The 17298-nt window shown below is 44.8% G+C and carries 19 protein-coding genes; 4 read left to right on the top strand and 15 right to left on the bottom strand.

The features are described from left to right. Positions 1 to 22: 22 nt before the first annotated feature. The 3 genes from VP98_RS07775 to mutY form a co-directional block, all read right to left on the bottom strand. Positions 23 to 334, bottom strand: a complete 312-nt coding sequence (locus VP98_RS07775) for a gamma-type small acid-soluble spore protein (RefSeq protein ID WP_046174812.1) — start codon at positions 332 to 334, stop codon at positions 23 to 25. A gap of 86 nt (positions 335 to 420) precedes the next feature. Next, on the bottom strand, positions 421 to 1164 hold the full coding sequence (fabL, locus tag VP98_RS07770; protein ID WP_046174811.1) for an enoyl-[acyl-carrier-protein] reductase FabL: 744 nt from the start codon (positions 1162 to 1164) through the stop codon (positions 421 to 423). Continuing rightward, positions 1161 to 2285, bottom strand: coding sequence for an A/G-specific adenine glycosylase (gene mutY, locus VP98_RS07765; RefSeq protein ID WP_407919210.1), 1125 nt, complete (start codon positions 2283 to 2285; stop codon positions 1161 to 1163). Before mutY ends, fabL begins: the two co-directional genes overlap by 4 nt. A gap of 59 nt (positions 2286 to 2344) precedes the next feature. Between mutY and VP98_RS07760 the strand changes: the two genes are divergently transcribed. Then, positions 2345 to 3331: a metal-dependent hydrolase gene (locus tag VP98_RS07760; protein WP_046174809.1), complete on the top strand. Its 987-nt coding sequence runs from the start codon at positions 2345 to 2347 to the stop codon at positions 3329 to 3331. Here the strand turns inward: VP98_RS07760 and VP98_RS07755 are convergent. The 3 genes from VP98_RS07755 to recX are packed head-to-tail and all read right to left on the bottom strand — an operon-like array spanning position 3328 to position 4738. Then, complete coding sequence (locus tag VP98_RS07755) at positions 3328 to 3597, bottom strand: YfhJ family protein (protein ID WP_046174808.1); 270 nt, start codon at positions 3595 to 3597, stop codon at positions 3328 to 3330. The two genes, VP98_RS07760 and VP98_RS07755, sit on opposite strands and share 4 nt — an antisense overlap. A 5-nt stretch (positions 3598 to 3602) precedes the next feature. Next, on the bottom strand, positions 3603 to 3926 hold the full coding sequence (locus tag VP98_RS07750; RefSeq protein WP_046174827.1) for a YfhH family protein: 324 nt from the start codon (positions 3924 to 3926) through the stop codon (positions 3603 to 3605). Further along, on the bottom strand, positions 3926 to 4738 hold the full coding sequence (gene recX / locus VP98_RS07745) for a recombination regulator RecX (protein ID WP_046174807.1): 813 nt from the start codon (positions 4736 to 4738) through the stop codon (positions 3926 to 3928). Before recX ends, VP98_RS07750 begins: the two co-directional genes overlap by 1 nt. Before the next feature lie 89 nt (positions 4739 to 4827). Between recX and VP98_RS07740 the strand changes: the two genes are divergently transcribed. Continuing rightward, a complete protein-coding gene (locus tag VP98_RS07740) occupies positions 4828 to 5736 on the top strand; it encodes a TIGR01777 family oxidoreductase (protein WP_046174806.1) in 909 nt (302 codons plus the stop codon). Positions 5737 to 5787: 51 nt separating this feature from the next. Here the strand turns inward: VP98_RS07740 and rlmD are convergent, their stop codons facing one another. From rlmD to VP98_RS07710, 6 genes are all read right to left on the bottom strand, one after another. Further along, positions 5788 to 7155: a 23S rRNA (uracil(1939)-C(5))-methyltransferase RlmD gene (gene rlmD / locus VP98_RS07735; protein WP_046174805.1), complete on the bottom strand. Its 1368-nt coding sequence runs from the start codon at positions 7153 to 7155 to the stop codon at positions 5788 to 5790. Positions 7156 to 7213: 58 nt separating this feature from the next. Next, a complete protein-coding gene (pdaA, locus tag VP98_RS07730) occupies positions 7214 to 7966 on the bottom strand; it encodes a delta-lactam-biosynthetic de-N-acetylase (protein WP_046174826.1) in 753 nt (250 codons plus the stop codon). Positions 7967 to 8239: 273 nt separating this feature from the next. Further along, positions 8240 to 9784, bottom strand: coding sequence for a fumarate hydratase (locus VP98_RS07725; protein WP_046174804.1), 1545 nt, complete (start codon positions 9782 to 9784; stop codon positions 8240 to 8242). Positions 9785 to 9981: 197 nt separating this feature from the next. Further along, entirely contained in the window at positions 9982 to 10161 is a 180-nt protein-coding gene (locus VP98_RS07720; RefSeq protein ID WP_046174803.1) for an SE1561 family protein, read from the bottom strand. Positions 10162 to 10181: 20 nt separating this feature from the next. Then, complete coding sequence (gene cax, locus VP98_RS07715; protein ID WP_046174802.1) at positions 10182 to 11237, bottom strand: calcium/proton exchanger; 1056 nt, start codon at positions 11235 to 11237, stop codon at positions 10182 to 10184. Between the two features lie 89 nt (positions 11238 to 11326). Next, the gene (locus tag VP98_RS07710) at positions 11327 to 11707 is read right to left on the bottom strand and encodes an OsmC family protein (protein ID WP_046174801.1); all 381 of its coding nucleotides are present in this window, start codon (positions 11705 to 11707) and stop codon (positions 11327 to 11329) included. Between the two features lie 228 nt (positions 11708 to 11935). On the opposite strand from VP98_RS07710, the gene VP98_RS07705 reads away from it, so the two are divergent. Further along, complete coding sequence (locus tag VP98_RS07705) at positions 11936 to 13843, top strand: heavy metal translocating P-type ATPase (RefSeq protein ID WP_046174800.1); 1908 nt, start codon at positions 11936 to 11938, stop codon at positions 13841 to 13843. A 39-nt stretch (positions 13844 to 13882) separates the two neighbouring features. Here the strand turns inward: VP98_RS07705 and VP98_RS07700 are convergent, their stop codons facing one another. Both VP98_RS07700 and VP98_RS07695 read right to left on the bottom strand, forming a co-directional pair. Further along, a complete protein-coding gene (locus VP98_RS07700) occupies positions 13883 to 14728 on the bottom strand; it encodes a YihY/virulence factor BrkB family protein (protein ID WP_082087886.1) in 846 nt (281 codons plus the stop codon). 15 nt (positions 14729 to 14743) lie between these two features. Then, a complete protein-coding gene (locus VP98_RS07695; protein WP_046174799.1) occupies positions 14744 to 15097 on the bottom strand; it encodes a hypothetical protein in 354 nt (117 codons plus the stop codon). A 245-nt stretch (positions 15098 to 15342) separates the two neighbouring features. Here VP98_RS07695 and VP98_RS07685 point away from each other — a divergent pair, with 245 nt between their 5' ends. Continuing rightward, positions 15343 to 15564: a DUF1128 domain-containing protein gene (locus VP98_RS07685; protein ID WP_046174824.1), complete on the top strand. Its 222-nt coding sequence runs from the start codon at positions 15343 to 15345 to the stop codon at positions 15562 to 15564. Between the two features lie 211 nt (positions 15565 to 15775). Here the strand turns inward: VP98_RS07685 and VP98_RS07680 are convergent, their stop codons facing one another. Beyond that, positions 15776 to 17206 carry a methyl-accepting chemotaxis protein gene (locus VP98_RS07680; RefSeq protein ID WP_052712182.1) on the bottom strand — a complete coding sequence of 477 codons (1431 nt, stop codon included), beginning with the start codon at positions 17204 to 17206 and terminating at the stop codon, positions 15776 to 15778. Positions 17207 to 17298 lie beyond the last annotated feature (92 nt).

Raw genomic sequence — 17298 nt, 5'->3', positions numbered from 1 at the left:
CGGGGCTTCATTTGTTTCCACCTTATTGGTTTGTTGAGCTATTTTTACCCGCTTTTGCTTGTGAGCGTGCATTTTGTTTTTTCACTTCTTGAACATCTGTTTCAGCCGCAAATTCTTCCGCATACTGCTGGGATGAGTTTGCAGACATACCACCGCGTGCGCTGCGGCGCGCTTGAGCAGAAGCAGAAGCAGCATTCTGGCGTCTTACCTGCTGTGCATCTGTTTCAGAAGCAAATTCTGTTTGATACTGCTGGCCTTGAGCAGATGCTGCGTTTTGCTTTTGTACTTTGTTGAGGTCTGTACCAGTTGTTGTTTTATTGCGATTGTTAGTCATTTTTTTCACCCCTGCGTTTTTTTTGTGGCGTTGTTCTCCACGCTGATTATATTGACCGGAAAGGGGTGAAGTTATTCGGGAAAATCCTAAACGAGCAGGGAACGTCCTCCATCCACAATAATCGTCTGGCCGCGGATCATAAAAGCTCCCGGCGATGCTAAAAACAGGACGGTTTGAACGATATCCTCCATTTCAACAATCCGGCCGGCGGGCGTGTTTTCCTTTGCGTCAGCAAGAATTTCGTCCCGGTTTGAAAAATGCTTCAGCGCATCGGTGTCAATCGCTCCTCCTGAAACCGCATTGACAACGATATTTTTCGGTGCCAGCTCTACTGATAAATAACGGGTTAACGCTTCTACAGCTGCTTTTGATACACCTACTGCCGTGTAATTTTTCAAGTAGCGGATCGAGCCGAGCGAACTAATGCTGATGATTGATCCTCCGCCGTTTTTTTCCATTAATTTTGCTGCTTCCTGTGCGCAAAATAAAAGTGCCTTGCTGTTGATGTCCATAGTCCAGTCCCAATGTTTTTCCTCAAGCTCCATAATTGGGCGCTGTACGCCGGATGCCGCGTTGTTAATAAATAAATCGAGACGTCCAAATTCACGGCTGATTGTTTCAAACATTGCCTTAATTTTATCTGTGTCGCCCACGTTGGCTTTGATCACAAGAGCACGCTGGCCGAGTGCTTCAACTTCTTTTGCTGTTTCTTCTGCCGCTGTTTTGCTGCGGGCATAATTCACAACAATGTCATATCCCTGTCTAGCCAGTGCAAGTGCAATTGCTTTGCCGACACCGCGGCTTGATCCTGTTACTAATGCTGTTTTCATTTCTCCATTCCTTTCACGTGCTGCCAGATTTTTTGGTGAGAAACCGGAAATGCGAACGTTTCAACATCTTGTTTTAAAATAAGTTTAGCCGGTTCTTTTTCTGTTTTTAAATCAATTGTTCCAACGAATACATCAATTTCCCATGTTAAATGGGAAAACACATGAGTAATTTCTGTTACTTTTTCTGAATAGACGCGGGCAGTAAGCCCGTATCTTTCTTTGATGTATGATTCCAAAGCAGCCCGCGGGTTTACCCCGGCCGGCAGCTCCATATTTGGAAACTGCCATAAGCTGGCCAGCAGGCCTGATGCCGGGCGCTTTTCAATGAGAACCGTCCCATCGGCCGCTTCAAGCACTACAGCCCCCATTCGGACTTTCTTATCAGATTTCTTTCTTGTTTTTACCGGAAGTTCGCGCTGCACACCTTCCTCGAATGCCTGGCAGTGATTCTGCACTGGACATAGCAGACAGGCCGGTGAGGTCGGCGTGCAAATCATCGCCCCCAGCTCCATTAATGCTTGATTGAACGAAGAAGGGTCTTCTTTATACATCAGCTGCCGGACTGCTTCTTCAAATACTTTGCGTGCAGACGGCTTAGCAATGTCATCCCAAATCGTTAAAATACGGGACATAACCCGCATTACATTGCCGTCAACAGCCGGTTCAGGCAGCCCGTAGGCAATGCTTAGGACCGCTCCTCCTGTGTATGGGCCAACGCCTTTCAAGGATAAAAAGTCATTTTTGTCAGCCGGCACTGTTCCTCCGTAGCTTTCTGCCACTTCCTGCACAGCCGATTGTAAATTGCGGACGCGTGAGTAATAGCCGAGACCCTCCCACGCTTTCAGAACTGATTCCTCATCAGCTGACGCAAGAGCGTCAATAGTGGGAAACTGCTCAATAAATCGGTTAAAATAAGGAATAACGGTTTCGACACGTGTCTGCTGCAGCATAATTTCCGATACCCAGATTTTGTATGGGTCTCGTTCACGCCGCCACGGCAGATCACGCTTTTCCGCTTTATACCAGCTGACCAGGTCCTTTTGAAACTTTTGAACATTTATTTTCTGTAGTGCATTGTTTTCGGGCAAATTATTTTTCCTCCGCTTTCTGCATGTTACAATAGACTGAAAATCGGGAATACCAAATAGAAGTTAGATTTTTTCATAAAGGAGGCTGTCCGTTGGATACAGGCACTCACATTGTCATGGGCTTTGCTCTTGGCGGCCTGGCAACAATTGACCCTGTTGTTGCAGCAGAACCCGCCACAAAATATGCAGTAATGGCGGCCGCCCTGATCGGCTCTCAGGCGCCAGATATTGATACCATTTTAAAACTCCGCAACAACGCGGTTTATATCCGAAATCACCGGGGTGCTACGCACTCTATTCCAGCTGTTATTCTCTGGCCTCTTCTTATTGCCGGAGCGCTGTTTCTTATTTTTCCGGATGCCAATGTTCTCCATCTCTGGCTCTGGTCGCAAATCGCTGTTTTTTTCCATGTGTTTGTTGATATTTTTAACGCATATGGCACGCAGGCCCTGCGCCCGTTTTCATCAAGATGGGTCGCACTCGGCATTATTAACACGTTCGACTGGTTTATTTTCGTTATGCACGTTATTGGCCTTCTGCTCTGGTGGCTTGCTGGCTTTGACCCGGCATTTACTTTTATTGCCGTTTATGCTGTATTGTTTATTTACTACGTGCTCCGCTTTCAAATGCAGGCAGCTATACGCCAGTCCGTCCGCCGGCTTATTCCGGATGCGGAAGAAATTATTATCGCACCAACCATCCGTTTTAATCAATGGCGTATTGCCGTAAAATCTCCTGACTATTTTTATGTAGCGAGAGGCTATCGCCGGTCCGTTACAATTTTGGATAAATACAAGCGGGTGCCCGTACCGGAAACAATTTTATTTAATGCGGCGAAAAAAGATAAAAACCTGGCTGCCTTTCTTCACTTTTCTCCTGTTTACCGATGGGAAATGGCCGAATACAATGACTGCTACGAAGTGAAATTCATTGACCTTCGTTACCGCAGCAAAAATTATTATCCTTTTGTCGCGGTGGTACAGCTGGATTTAAACTATAACATTATCGGCTCGTACACCGGCTGGATTTTTAGTGAAGAGAAGCTGCGTAAGAAATTAACATTCCTGCCCGGAGATTAATGGGTGAGATCATTTGAGTCATCGAGCAAATGCTTATACTTTGGATTGCGGGCCGCGAATTCATGCAGATTGCTTCCATAGCTTTCGATCAGCTGGGTGACCATTTTTTCAGTTAGTTCTTTGCCCCTGTAGTCGTGGCCTGCTTTTGCATAGGTTGTTTCAAAATCCTCCCATAAAAGCTCTACCCACGTGCGCGCGCGGGCAACTGACAGGCGGCTGTTTTTTTGAAGCAGCCGCTCTGTTAATTTTTGAAATACTTCTTCCATGTTTATCACACTCCCTTGTTTAATAGCGAAATTGGAAGCCCTTCTTCTTTTCCATCTCCATTTAATCTGTATCCCCAGGCGAAGACGCCGTTCAAATACTCTATTTTAAAATAATTTCCTGGATCTGATTTTAACTCATACAGCCTGCCCGGCTTGAAATCATCCGGGTTGATTAAATACGCCTGCGCCATCGATACGCGCCGTTCATACACAGCAAACTCGTTAATAATGCCAAGCTGTTCTGCTTTACGCGCTTTTTCCCGAAGCTGTGCAATTTCCTCCTTTAATTCTGTCTCGCTCATTTCACTGTATCGCTTTTCATGCTCCATCATTTATTCTTCCCCTCGTATTCTTCTTCTAGCAAAGAGTCAATCGCCCGGTCAATATCCGATAAATCAAAGCCTTTTCGGTAAAGAGCCATCTTCATTTTCTGGCGGTATTCCCGCTCTTCGAGTGAGCGATAGCGGCGATGTGCTTTTGCCGTCTGATGCATAAGCGCATCCATTTCTGCTTCTTCATCCAGTTCCTGCTCTGTTGATGCTTTTTTTAAAATATCTGCTGAATATCCTTTTGCCATTACATGCTGCTCTGCTTTTTTCTTCTGTAAAAAAGCGGAATCGTGCTTGTATTTTTTTCGCTGCTTGTGAAATAAAGATGCTGCCTTTGCAGCCTGTTCTTCTTCTGTAAACTGTTCAATAAGTGAAAAAGCGATATGGTCTTCAACGCCTTTTTCCTTTAGTTCACGCAAAATAACAGCCGGGCCTTTTTCTGTCGTCTGAATCTGTGTTTTAATATAAGCATCCGCAAACTGCTCATCATTTAAATAGCCCATCGATTCCAGCCGGCTCATAATTTCCTCCCAGGAGCCCGGATCGATTTCTTTTTTTCTTAAATAGTCAAGCACTTCTTTTTTTGAACGCATGCGGAGGGATAAAAAGTTGACAGCCGTATTGATCCCGCGCTGTACACCATCACGAATTTTAATTTCGGTGATTTCTGCTTCTGTCACAGGCTTTCCTTTTTTTAAATCAAATTCAATCAAGATGGCTTCATCCACACTGAATGCGTAATTCCCGTCAATTTCTATATTATAGCGGTCCACTCGTTTTTGCTGCATCGCTATTTTGGTAATAATACCCACAACTCAGCCTCCTTTGCACATCCGAATAGTTTTTTTATGATTCAAACAGGTAAAATAATAATATATTAAAAAGTCAGGAGGTTTTCATTATGAAAGCTGCAATTACAGGCGGCACTGGCTTTATCGGCAAAGAACTGGCAGCTGAACTTATCCGCCATGGATACGATGTTATTATTTTAACGCGAAACACGGAAAATAAGAAAGAAGAAGAACATCTTCACTATGTGAAATGGCTTTCATCTGGCGCACAACCGGAAAAAGAATTAAGCGGAACAGATCTTTTCTTTAATTTAGCCGGCGAATCGATCAACAGCGGACGATGGACCACAGAACGAAAAAAACGTATACTAGACAGCCGCATTACCGCCACTCGTGAAATCGTTCGGATCATGAATGCACTTGAACAGAAGCCAAAAGTGTTTGTAAACGCAAGCGCTATCGGTATTTATCCTGTTTCGGAAATGGAAGTCTTTACAGAGTCTACACGTACAGCCGGCACTGGCTTTTTAAGCCGTGTCGTCAACATCTGGGAGCAGGAAGCCATTGAAGCAGACAAAGCCGGCATAAGAACCGTCCTCGCCCGGTTTGGTGTTATTTTAGGAACGGAGGATGGGGCGCTTCCTCGCATGGCTGTGCCGTATAAATTGGGAGCGGGCGGCAAACTCGGCACCGGCCGCCAGTGGATGTCCTGGATTCATGTAAAAGATACAGCACGGGCGTTACGGTTTGCAGCTGAAAATGAAACAATAGAAGGTCCTCTTAATGTTACTGCGCCAAATCCCGTGCGAATGAACGATCTTGGCAAAACTCTTGCAAAAGTGCTCGGCCGCCCTCACTGGCTGTTTGTTCCTGAGCCTGCCTTAAAGCTTGCTCTTGGCGAAATGAGCACGGTTGTGTTAGACGGACAAAAAGTGCTGCCGGACAGGCTAATGAAAGCCGGGTTTCAATTTGAATTCCCTCTTATCCGCGGGGCACTTGCTGATTTATATTCAAGCTAACGTAAAAGCTGCGTAAACAAAATATGTTCAGCGCAGCTTTCTATTGTTCCATTATTTTTTCTTTAACGTGACTACCGCCTCTACCTGCGCTGTCTGCGGAAACATATCCACTGGCTGAATGCTTTCGATTTTATAAACAGAGGCAAGCTCCATTAAATCCTTTGCCAGTGTGGATGGGTTGCAGGAAACATAAACAAAAGTAGCCGGTTTAATCTGCTTTATCGTTTGAACAAGCTTCCGGTCCAGCCCGGCGCGCGGCGGATCGGTTACAAGCACATCGGGCACCCATCCTTTTTCTTTCCAGGCAGGCAGCCATTTTTCGGCAGGTCCCACTTCGTAGACAGCGTTGACGTCATATTTCTTTGCATTGGCACGGGCATCTTTAATAGAAGCCGCAATGGTATCCATGCCGCGCACTTCCGCTGCCTGCCTGCCGACCCAGAGACCGATCGTGCCCGAACCGCAGTAAGCATCCGCTACTTTATCTGTCGGCTTTACATTCGCAGCTTTTTTTACTTCATCGTACAGCTTTTTTGTTTGAACAGGATTCAGCTGAAAAAAAGCACGAGCTGATAACTCATATTCAAACTCACCTAGTTTTTCCGTGATCGTGTCACTGCCGGCGATGGTTTTAGAAACGTCTCCCATTACCAGATGTGTATTTCCCGGATTCACGTTATGAACGACTGATTTCACCTGCGGCTTTTGCGCCATCAGCTGCTCGGCAAACTGGCCCGCTTTCGGGAAGTTTTTATCGCCCGTGACAATAACCGCCTGCACTTCCCCTGTTTCAAATCCATACCGGACCACAATGGTTTTCACACCCTGCTTATTTTTCGAGCTGTACACCGGAATAGACAGCTTGTTCAATATTTTTTTGCACTGATGAATCGTTTCATCCACGGCATGGTGCTGCACAATGCATTCTTCAATGTCGACCAGCTCATTGGAATTCGAACTGTAGAGTCCCGAGATCATTCTTCCTCTGCGAATTCCTGTCTGGAACTGGGCTTTATTCCGGTAGCGCCATGGGTCATCCATGCCGATCGTATCGTGAATGGGCAGCTTTTCGACATTAAAAGAAGTATAGCGTTCAAGCGCCTGAACAATTACTCCCTTTTTTTCGGCCAGCTGGCCTTCGTAGGAAAGATGCTGCAGCTGGCATCCGCCGCATTCATGGTAAATTGGGCAGGGTGGTTTCACACGGTCTGGCGATGGCTTGCGCAGCTTTTTAATCGCAGCTTCTGTAAATTTGGGCATTACTTTTATCGCTTCTGCAGTAATCTCCTCTCCTGGAAGAGCTCCCGGTACAAATACCGCTTTTCGCTTGAAATAGCCGACTCCCTCTCCATTAATGCCAATTCTTTTTATCGTAAGCGGGAACGTCTGGCCCGGTTTCATTTCTATTCCATTTTTCATTCAAGTCACCTCATGCTTTACTGTATCATACAACCCTTTTAATCAAAAGAAGCCGGCGTTAAGCGCCGGCAAGGTGATCAAGGGATTTAAATGTGTACCCTTTTTTCTTCAAGTCACGAATTACATCCGGCAGCGCTTCAGCATTATCCTTTGAAACACTGTGGAGCATAATAACAGCACCTGGATGAATCTGTTTCATAATTTCATCATACGCATACTGCTTTCCTTTTGGCTGGTCCGCATACCAGTCTACGTACGCAAGGGACCACATAACGTGTGTATAGCCTGCTTTTTGTGCAGTTTTTAATACGTTTTCCGAGAAAATACCCCGCGGCGGACGAATATATTTCGTTTTTTTCTGGCCGGTTACTTTGGCGACTTCTTTTTCAACAAGCTTCATTTCCTCGATTACTGTACTGCCCGGCACTGTTGTTAAGTCATAATGATGCCAGGAATGATTGCCGATAATATGCCCCTCTTTAGCCATTCGCTTCAATAATTCAGGCGCACTTTCCACATAATGGCCGGTGACAAAAAAAGCAGCCGGAACTTTTTCTTTTTTCAAGGTATCCAGAATTGTTTTCGTGTGGCCATTTTCATAGCCGTTATCAAATGTTAAATACAGCACTTTTTTCTTCGGGCTGCCTTTATAAAATGAATCGTATTTCTCCAGCATTTGATCAAGCTGTTCGCCGGCTTCCGCCTGGCGTCCATCTGTTCCTTTTTGAAATCCCCAATGAACGGCTTCCGATGAGACCGCAATAACCGGCAGCATAAAAAGAAAAACAACAAATAAAATAAACTGTTTCATTTCAGCACCACCTTTTACGCTTAAGATGCGCTGCATAAAGACCCTTCATCCGTGGAAACATATTTCAAGGTAAAAAAAACCCGGCAGGCGAAATCAGGCCAGGCGCCTGCCGGGTTTTGGACCGTTTTTCTTATTTAGGGCGATATTTCTTCATTTGGGGCGGTACATTCAATGCCAGGGGCGGAGAAATAGATTACCGCCCCTAATTGGCCGTTTTTTCTCTGCTTCCCGGCCAGGCAATGAAAAAACCCGGCAGGGCCGCCGGGCTTTTGATTAAGCAAAAACAGGTTCTTTAAACTTTGCTAATTTTTCAAGTGAGGACTTATCCACTTCTTCATGAAGGCTGTTTCCGTGTGAATCCATTGTTACAACGGCTGTAAAGCCTTCTACACGCAAATGCCACATTGCTTCCGGAATACCAAACTGCATTAAATCAACACCTTCTACACCTTTGATGCAATCCGCATAGTATTGTGCCGCCCCGCCGATCGCATTTAAATAAACACCGCCATGCTCACCAAGTGCCTGCAATGTTTTTGGCCCCATGCCGCCTTTGCCGATGACCGCGCGAATGCCAAACCGTTTCATAATGTCTCCCTGATAAGGCTCCTCACGAATGGACGTAGTCGGGCCTGCTGCTTTCACATGCCACTGCCCCTGTTCATCTTTCAGCATAACCGGGCCGCAATGGTAAATGACTTGCCCGTTCAGGTCAACTGGTGCGCTGTCGGCTGTGCTCAAATGCTTGTGAATCGCATCACGGCCGGTGTACATCATACCGTTAATTTGTACGACATCTCCAACTTTAAGCTCGCGAATTTGTTCTTCGGTAATCGGTGCCTGAAGTGTTACAACCCGGCTTTCTGCTTTTACTTCCTGCTCCTGCTGCTGGTCTGTTTCAAGAGAAACTTTATCCCCGTCCTGGTAAAACCAGCTTTTAATCCCGCCTGTTTCCGCATCAACCGCCACACCTAAGCGGCGGTACGCCCAGCAGTTATACGCAACTGATACAAAGAAACTGGCCGGCAGGCGGTTCATCACACCGATTTTACAGCCAAGCAGCGTCGTTTCACCGCCAAAACCCATTGTTCCGATACCAAGCTCATTTGCATGCTCCAGAACATACTCTTCCAGCTTGCGCAGTTCTTCATTTTCATTTACATCATCAACTGCACGGAACAATTGTGCTTTTGCCAGATCATATCCAGACGAACGGTCGCCGCCAATGCCGACACCGATAAATCCGGCAGAACAGCCCTGCCCCTGTGCCTGATAAACCGAGTGCATAATGCACTTGCGGATGCCGTCCAGGTCGCGGCCGGCTTTCCCGATTCCTTCCAGCTCACAGGGAAGGCTGTATTGAATATTTTTATTTTCACAGCCGCCTCCTTTTAAAATAAGGCGCGCATCGATATAGTCTTCTTCCCATTGTTCAAATTTAATGACCGGTGTGCCGGGCCCAAGATTATTGCCGCTGTTTGAGCCATCAAGCGAGTCAACGGAATTCGGGCGGAGCTTTCCGTCTTTTGTTGCCTGCTCAATAGCCGCATAAATTGCTTTTTGAATATGTATTTGGTTTGCGCCAACCGGTGTTTTAATTTTAAAAGTCGGCATCCCTGTATCCTGGCAGATCGGCGAAATATTATCATCCGCCATTTTAATGTTAGTGGTGATCGTGTCAAGGCTCATCGCGGCCCGTGTTCCGGCATTTTCCCGCTCTTTTGCTTTTTTCACGGCACGGCGGACGTCTTTCGGAAGATTGGTCGATGTTTCAACGATCAACGTATACATGCTTTGCTGAAGTGTTTCCAAATTCATTCTGCAGTTCCCCCTCAGGATTTTTCTTATGTATCTAACATATTTATTATACGCCTGTCCCAAAGCGTTTAAAAGAAAAAATCGCAAACGGTTTCAGCGGCATCTCTTGATTGGTTTGTACTAATTGCCCTTAACATCCTTTATTAGCTCATCTATATAAAAAAGCTTAAGCGGCAACACCAGCTTAAGCTTTTTTATTATCCGCGGCTGCGGAACTGCTCGCACTTCAATTCAATATCATCGATCATCTCAATCAGGCGGTCAATATCTTCTACCTCTGTTTCTTCCGGGTCAATTGAATCGAGCACTTCCATAAAAATATTCAGCCGTTCTTTTAAATAAACAACCTGCTTTTCTTTGTCTTGAATTGGTTTCAAATAAGCTCTTCCTTTCTTTGTTACAGCAAATAAAAGCCAATACCCATAATGAGGTATGCAGCAAGGAGCGTCAACCCTTCAAACCAGTTCGTATCTCCATCGTTTGAAATGCTGATTGACAGAAGCACAGCCGTTATCATGGAGACAAGCTCCGGTACTGTAAATACGAGCGGCATCGGCGTTGGGAACAGCAGTGATACAAGTACAAGAACCGGTGCGACAAACATAGCCACTTGAAGAGTAGACCCCACAGCAATCTCGACTGCTATGTCCATTTTGTCCTTCATCGCCATTAAAATGGCTGAAGCATGCTCGGCAGCATTGCCCACGATGGCTACAATAATAACACCGATAAACAATTCAGACCAGCCAAATTGTTCTCCAACCGCTTCGAATGTATGCACAAGTCCTTCAGCCACATAAGCCACCGCAGCAGTTGCCAAAAGCAAAATGATGACGGCTTTATTTTTTCCCCATTCCGGCACTTCTTCTTGATGCGTCCCTTCCTTTCCTTCAGATGCATACACACCACGATGAGTAACAAGCTTAAAGAAAAGTCCGGCTAAATAAATAGCAATCATAACGATCGAGATTCCAATGCTCAGGTTTAGCGTTCTTGCTTCATCCATCGACATTGAAAAAATTTCCGGAATGACAAATGCGACAATTACAGCAAAAATAAGCAGCGCTGAATTATGGCGGGCATCATGAACACTAAACTTCTGGCGCTTATATTTCAGGCCTCCCATGAAAAAAGAAAGACCCGCGACAAGCAGCAGGTTTCCAAGCACCGAACCAGTAAGCGAGGCAAGGACCACGCCGACTAGTCCAGCTTTTAGCGCAAAAATAGAAATAATCAGTTCAACAGCGTTTCCAAACGTGGCGTTCAGCAGTCCGCCGACCCTCGGCCCCACTACAATTGCCAGGCTCTCCGTTGCTCTTCCCATGTAGCTTGACAGTGCGATAACTGTTGCACTGCAAATAACAAACATGACCACGCTGGGCCAGTGTAAAAGTGATCCTGCAACCGCCAGCGGTATACCCGCTGCAATCATAACCGCGAACACTTTTCCCATAGTTCCACTCCCTAATACATCAAAATAAACAGCATAAATACGTAATCATCATACCCGCTATTTACTTTTATTTAACACTGGCCCTGGAACTATTGCAGTTCAAATGTCTCTTTTATTTCGATAGCCGGCAAAACGGATTGAACCATCGAACAGTTTTTACGGGTTAATTCAACTGCTTTGCGCACCTTCTCCTTCTTTAACTCTTTCCCCTTAATAATAAAATGAAGGGTTATTTGTTCAACGCGGTCTGCTTCACCGGGATTACGCACCATATCTGTTTGAATCGTAATGTCTTCAATATGAATTCGTTGCTTGGCGAGTATTTTACGCAAAACTCCGCCGCTGCATACGGCAATCGAAGAAACAAGAAGCTGGTAAGGCCGGAATCCATGCGCCTCATCTCCAGAAATATGCAGCTCCCCAAATGGGAAATCGGCTGTAAATCCGCCCTCTTTCATTTTAAATTCCATTTTCTCTCTCCTTTTTTACTCCTTATTGTACAGAACCTTCTTAAAATTGCCCAAAAAAAGATACTTGCATCTTTTGATTGATATGCTATGATAGATTTAAATTATAATTATTATAAAATAAAAATTAATTCATTCTAATTGAAATTCCTTTTCAATAAAGGATTTGGTAATGATAATCATCATCATTAACTTGATTTTAATTCTCAATTAGATAAGGAGACTGGTAAAATGACTGCATATATTGAGAGTATCTCATTACGAAATAGCACATTAAAAAAACTCGTGCCGCACTTTGAATTAATTGCTGCCCTGTTCAGTGGTGTGCTTATTTTAACAGGCTGGCTGCTCGCTCAAAATGAAATGGAAACAGCATCTGCCCTGGTTTATTTGTCAGCGTTTTTTATCGGCGGCTACGCTAAAGCAAAAGAAGGCATTGAAGCAACACTTGAAGATAAAGAATTAAACGTCGAGATGCTGATGATTTTAGCAGCCGCTGGATCAGCAGCGATCGGTTACTGGACAGAAGGCGCCATTTTAATTTTTATTTTTGCGGTAAGTGGTGCACTTGAAACCTATACAATGAATAAAAGCCAGCGGGAGATTTCTGCATTAATGGAGATCCAGCCTGATATGGCTCTTCTTCTCTGCGAGGGAATCGAAAAAATGGTTCACGTTTCCGAATTATCACGCGGCGATGTGATTATCGTAAAACCTGGCGAGCGCATTCCGGCAGACGGCCTTATTTCAAAAGGCCGGACGACAATTGATGAAGCTGCCATTACAGGTGAATCGATGCCCGTTTCCAAAAAAGCAGGTGAAGATGTTTTTGCCGGCACGGTGAATATGACAGGATCCGTTTATATCGAAGTAACAAAAAAAGCAAATGAGACTCTGTTTCAAAAAATTATTGAGCTTGTTCAATCTGCCCAGAGTGAAAAATCCCCTTCCCAGCAATTTATTGAAAGATTCGAAGGTACTTATGTAAAAATCGTTCTGGCTGTCGTTGGAGCGATGATGATTTTGCCGCATTTTCTGCTCGGCTGGTCCTGGACTGAAACATTTTACCGGGCGATGGTTCTGCTTGTAGTGGCATCGCCATGCGCGCTCGTCGCCTCCATTATGCCGGCTTCCCTTTCCGCTATTTCCAGCGGTGCGCGGAACGGCATATTGTTCAAAGGCGGCGCCCACCTTGAAAATTTAAACCATGTGAAAGTTATTGCTTTCGATAAAACAGGAACATTAACCTATGGAAAACCGGAAGTAACCGATATTATAATTCGCGACGGCTTAAGCCGTAATGAATTGCTTCAAGCAGCTGCATCACTTGAGAGCCGTTCGAACCACCCGCTCGCTCATGCGGTTGTCCGGTATGCACAGCAGAAAAGCATTTCATTCCCGCCTCCTGATCATCTTGAAGATGCGGCAGGGTGGGGAGTAAAAGGAGTAGTCGGTTTAAAAAAATGGAAAGTCGGCAAAGCTGCATTTGTCGGTGAAGATGCCGCTGCTGCATTCGCAGATGGCGCCGCTCTTCAATTTGCCGAGGAAGGAAAAACGATTATCTATGCAGCTGACGAGGAAGGAATTGCGGCTGTTATCGCCCTAAAGGATGTTATTCGTGAGGAAACAAAAATGGCATTAAAGGCCTTGCAGAATGAAGGCATTTTTACCGTTATGCTGACAGGCGACAGCTATAAAACCGCTGAAGCGATTGCTGCAGAGGCGGCGCCTGGCTCCTATATCGCTGAATGTCTTCCAGAACAAAAAGCTGTCCACGTAAAAAAACTGCTTGAACAATACGGAACCGTTGCTATGGTTGGTGACGGAATTAATGATGCTCCCGCTCTTGCTTCAGCTTCTGTTGGAATTGCCATGGGTGAAGGCTCCGATGTCGCACTTGAAACTGCGGATATTGTTTTAATGAAAAATGATTTATCAAGGATCGCCCAGGCAATCAAGCTGTCTCGAAAAATGCAGCGCATTGTCAAACAAAACATTATTTTCTCTATTTCCATTATTGTTTTATTGATTATCTCCAATTTCTTTCAAGTTCTCGATCTTCCCTTTGGCGTTCTTGGACATGAAGGAAGCACTATTCTTGTTATCTTAAATGGCCTGCGTTTATTAAAAAGCGCATAAAAAAACCCGCTTGAGAATTTTTTCTCGAGCGGGTTTTGCTTATGCCGGGCCGCGTTTCTGGTCATTGCGCAGTGCGTTTATTTCTCCGCCAATCAAAATAATCATTGCGGATAAATAAAGCCAGATCATTAAAATGATCACGCCCCCGATGCTTCCGTAAGTAGCGGAATAATTGCCAAAGTTATTAACATAAAACGAAAAGCAAAGTGAGACAAGAATCCATCCGATTGTAGCGAAAAGCGCTCCCGGTAAAACGGTCACATACTTTACTTTCAAATTTGGAGCTAAATAATACAGCCCCACAAATACAAGAAACAGTACAACCGGTGGAAGCAAAAAGCGTATCCATGTCCAAATGCTTAAAAACTCATCGCCCATTCCAAGATAATTAAATGCAAATTCGCCGATTTGCTGGCCAAACACTTGAAGAATGAGCATTGTGCCAATCACAAGGATAAACGCAAACGTTAATAAAATGGACAATCCGCGCGCTATGTAAAAAGCTCTTGTTTCTTTTACATCATACGCATAGTTTAACCCTTTAATTACAGCATTCATCGCGTTAGACGCTGACCAGATCGTCCCGATGACCCCAACTGACAGCAAGCCGCCATTCTGGTTTGATGTAACCTCCCTCAGTGTATCCTGCACGAGATTCAGCGATTCAGAAGGCGCAAAGTTCTTAACAATATCAAAGATTTCAGTTGGGTCAATGGGCAGGTACCCGAGCAAGGTAACCATAAAAATCATCAGCGGGAATAAAGCAAGCAGAAAAAAGTAGGCCATTTGTGCAGCCACACCCGGTACATCCGATGCTTTCACCCGCCGAAGCAAATGCTTAAAAAAGCGGCGAAATTCTATTTTTTTATCTGCTTGTTCAACCAAAAATACCCTCCTCCGTTATGATGACGGATTTTGTGCACTTGCTGACGATGCTGCTGGGTTTTGTTCATCCGGTACAAAAGTAGACTTTGTTTCATCAACAAGTTCTTTTACTTCCGGCGTTAATTCTTTTAAATCTTCTACTTTTCCTTTAATAAAAGATACATCTTGATTAATTTTCTGCGCGGTTTCCGTCGCACGGTCAATCAGCTCGCGCGATGACTCTGTTAACTGCTCCGGATCCTTGGCAAGCGCTACGATGTAGCTTGCCCATGACGCCATTTCCTGGCGTGTTCTGCTGTCAAGAAGTGCAATTACGCCTCCTACTGCGGCACCCGCTGCTACACTAACAAAAAATTTACTTTTTCCCATTGAATGGTCATCCTTTCTGTTTCTGTATATAAGTACAGTTTATTATTCGGCTTTCCGAGCCGATTTTCCTTTTCAGATGTTGAAGCTTTTCCCTTAATGAAAAAAATTAAAACGCATATTTATAAAAATAAGCCTTATTTTAAGATTGCCTGGTTTATCGAAGCAGCTGAGCAGCCACTTCCGCTTTATTGACAAGTACTGCAAAACATGGAATGATGATAAAAAATAAAAAAGGTGGCATTATCGTGGATTTAAGCGTAAAATCAGCAGAAAACATTCAATATATGGTCGACCAGATTACCACGAAGCTCCGAATGGTAAACACCGGCGCCATCAGCCCTGAACACTTCAGCACTTCCTCGTATGAAGACCTAAGGGAGATATACGACTTAGTCATCCGCAAACAGTCGTTCAGCCCGAGCGAAATGCAGGCAATTGCAGAAGAGCTTGGCAATCTGCGCAAATAAGAAAAGATACCTGCACAGCAGGTATCTGAAAGTGTAGACGAAGTTAGAAAGCAGGCTGATTGAAAACGTTTGGCTTTCCAGGAATGCGGCCGGCTGGGAAGCGGAGTGACCTTTTGGGGTCGTGAGCATTCACAGACGGCAAGTGACGCCGAAAGCAAGCGTTTGTCAACAGCCTGAGATACCTGCACAGCAGGTATCTTTTTCTATTATATTATTCCTCCTCCGGCTGTTTCTCTGATTCTTCCAACTCCTTGACAACACTGTCTTCCTTCTGACGGCTTTCCGATTTGATTTTTTCAACATGTCCGCTTAATTCAGCCGTATGCTTGTCAAGCTCGGCAGCAATATGTGAAATAGCGTCCACCGACCGGTTTGTCTGCTGGACATTGGCTGCCGCTTCCTCAATTCCTGCTGCTGACTCCTGGGAAACGGCAGCAATATTCGCAATAGACTGATTTACTTTTACTGTATGATCCATAACTATATAAAGCGAGTCTGAGATAGAAGTGATATTCGAGCTTACCTGGCCGATTCGTTCTTTTATTTCGCTAAACTTTCTGCCAGTGCCGGTAATCTGGCTGCTTCCTTGAGCTACCAGGCCATAACCGTTTTCAAGTGTTACAACCGCCTCTGTTGACTCCTGCTGCACACTTTCAATAATATGATTGATCCCTGTAATGGACTGAGCCACCTGCTCGGCAAGCTTCCTCACTTCATCCGCTACAATCGCAAAGCCCCGCCCATGCTCGCCTGCACGAGCCGCTTCAATGGCTGCATTCAAGGCAAGCAAATTGGTTTGTTCTGCTACTTGCCGAATAATGCTCACAAGCTCTGTAATATCCTTCATACGGTCATCAAGCCCTTTTACTTTTTCAAGGGCATTTGTCATGTTTTGATAAATAATATTCATTTGCTCCACAGACTGCTTCATTTCGTTCTCTCCCTCATTGGTTAGAGAGACCATATCTGTGGCGCTTTGTTTTACTTCCTCGCCGCTCATAGCGGCAACCGAAATATCCTCTACAAACTTCCCAAACATTTCTGTTAAAGCAGCCGCCGACCGTGCCTGCTCTTCGGCACCCGCCGACATTTGCTCCATCATTGCCGCAACCTGGCCCGTCTCTTCTTGAGCCCGTTCTGACTCCTGATGCAGCACTGCGCTTTCTTTTTCTACTTTTTCAGAGACGCTGTTTATATTACAAAACATCGAGCCAAGCTGGCTGTTCAATTCATTCATTGCTAAAATAATTTGGCCCACTTCATCATTCCCTCTTGCTTGAAGCGGCTCATTTTCAAAACGCCCGGCGGCCATCTCTTTCATTTGAAAAGCGGTTTCTTTCAACGGACGAGTAACAGTGCGGACATTTCTCACTATTAATAAAAGTCCGGCGGCCACTGACAAAATTCCCAGTATCAAACTAACTGCTACTGCCCGCCGCCCAGAATCGATAGCGCTTTCACTCTCTGCCGCTGCTTGCTGTACTTGTTCAGCTGAAATACTTTCGTCATTCAGCAATCGCGTCAAACTTTCAATACTATTATTTGAGTTTGACAGTGAAAAGAAATTCACAGCTGAAATGAGGACTGCTAACAAAATTAAAATGCTGAAACTTAATAAAAGTTTCCCCTGTAAGCTTTTCATATGATGACACTCCTTTATGAGAAAAAAATAATAGTTCCTATAACCTATTATACATATAATTGACATTAAAAAAATGATATTTTTTGAAAAAA

The organism is Domibacillus indicus (assembly GCF_000970685.1).
GTDB lineage: Bacteria > Bacillota > Bacilli > Bacillales > Domibacillaceae > Domibacillus > Domibacillus indicus.
The sequence above is the reverse complement of the archived record's forward strand: the minus strand, read 5'-3'. Positions and strand labels throughout refer to the sequence as shown.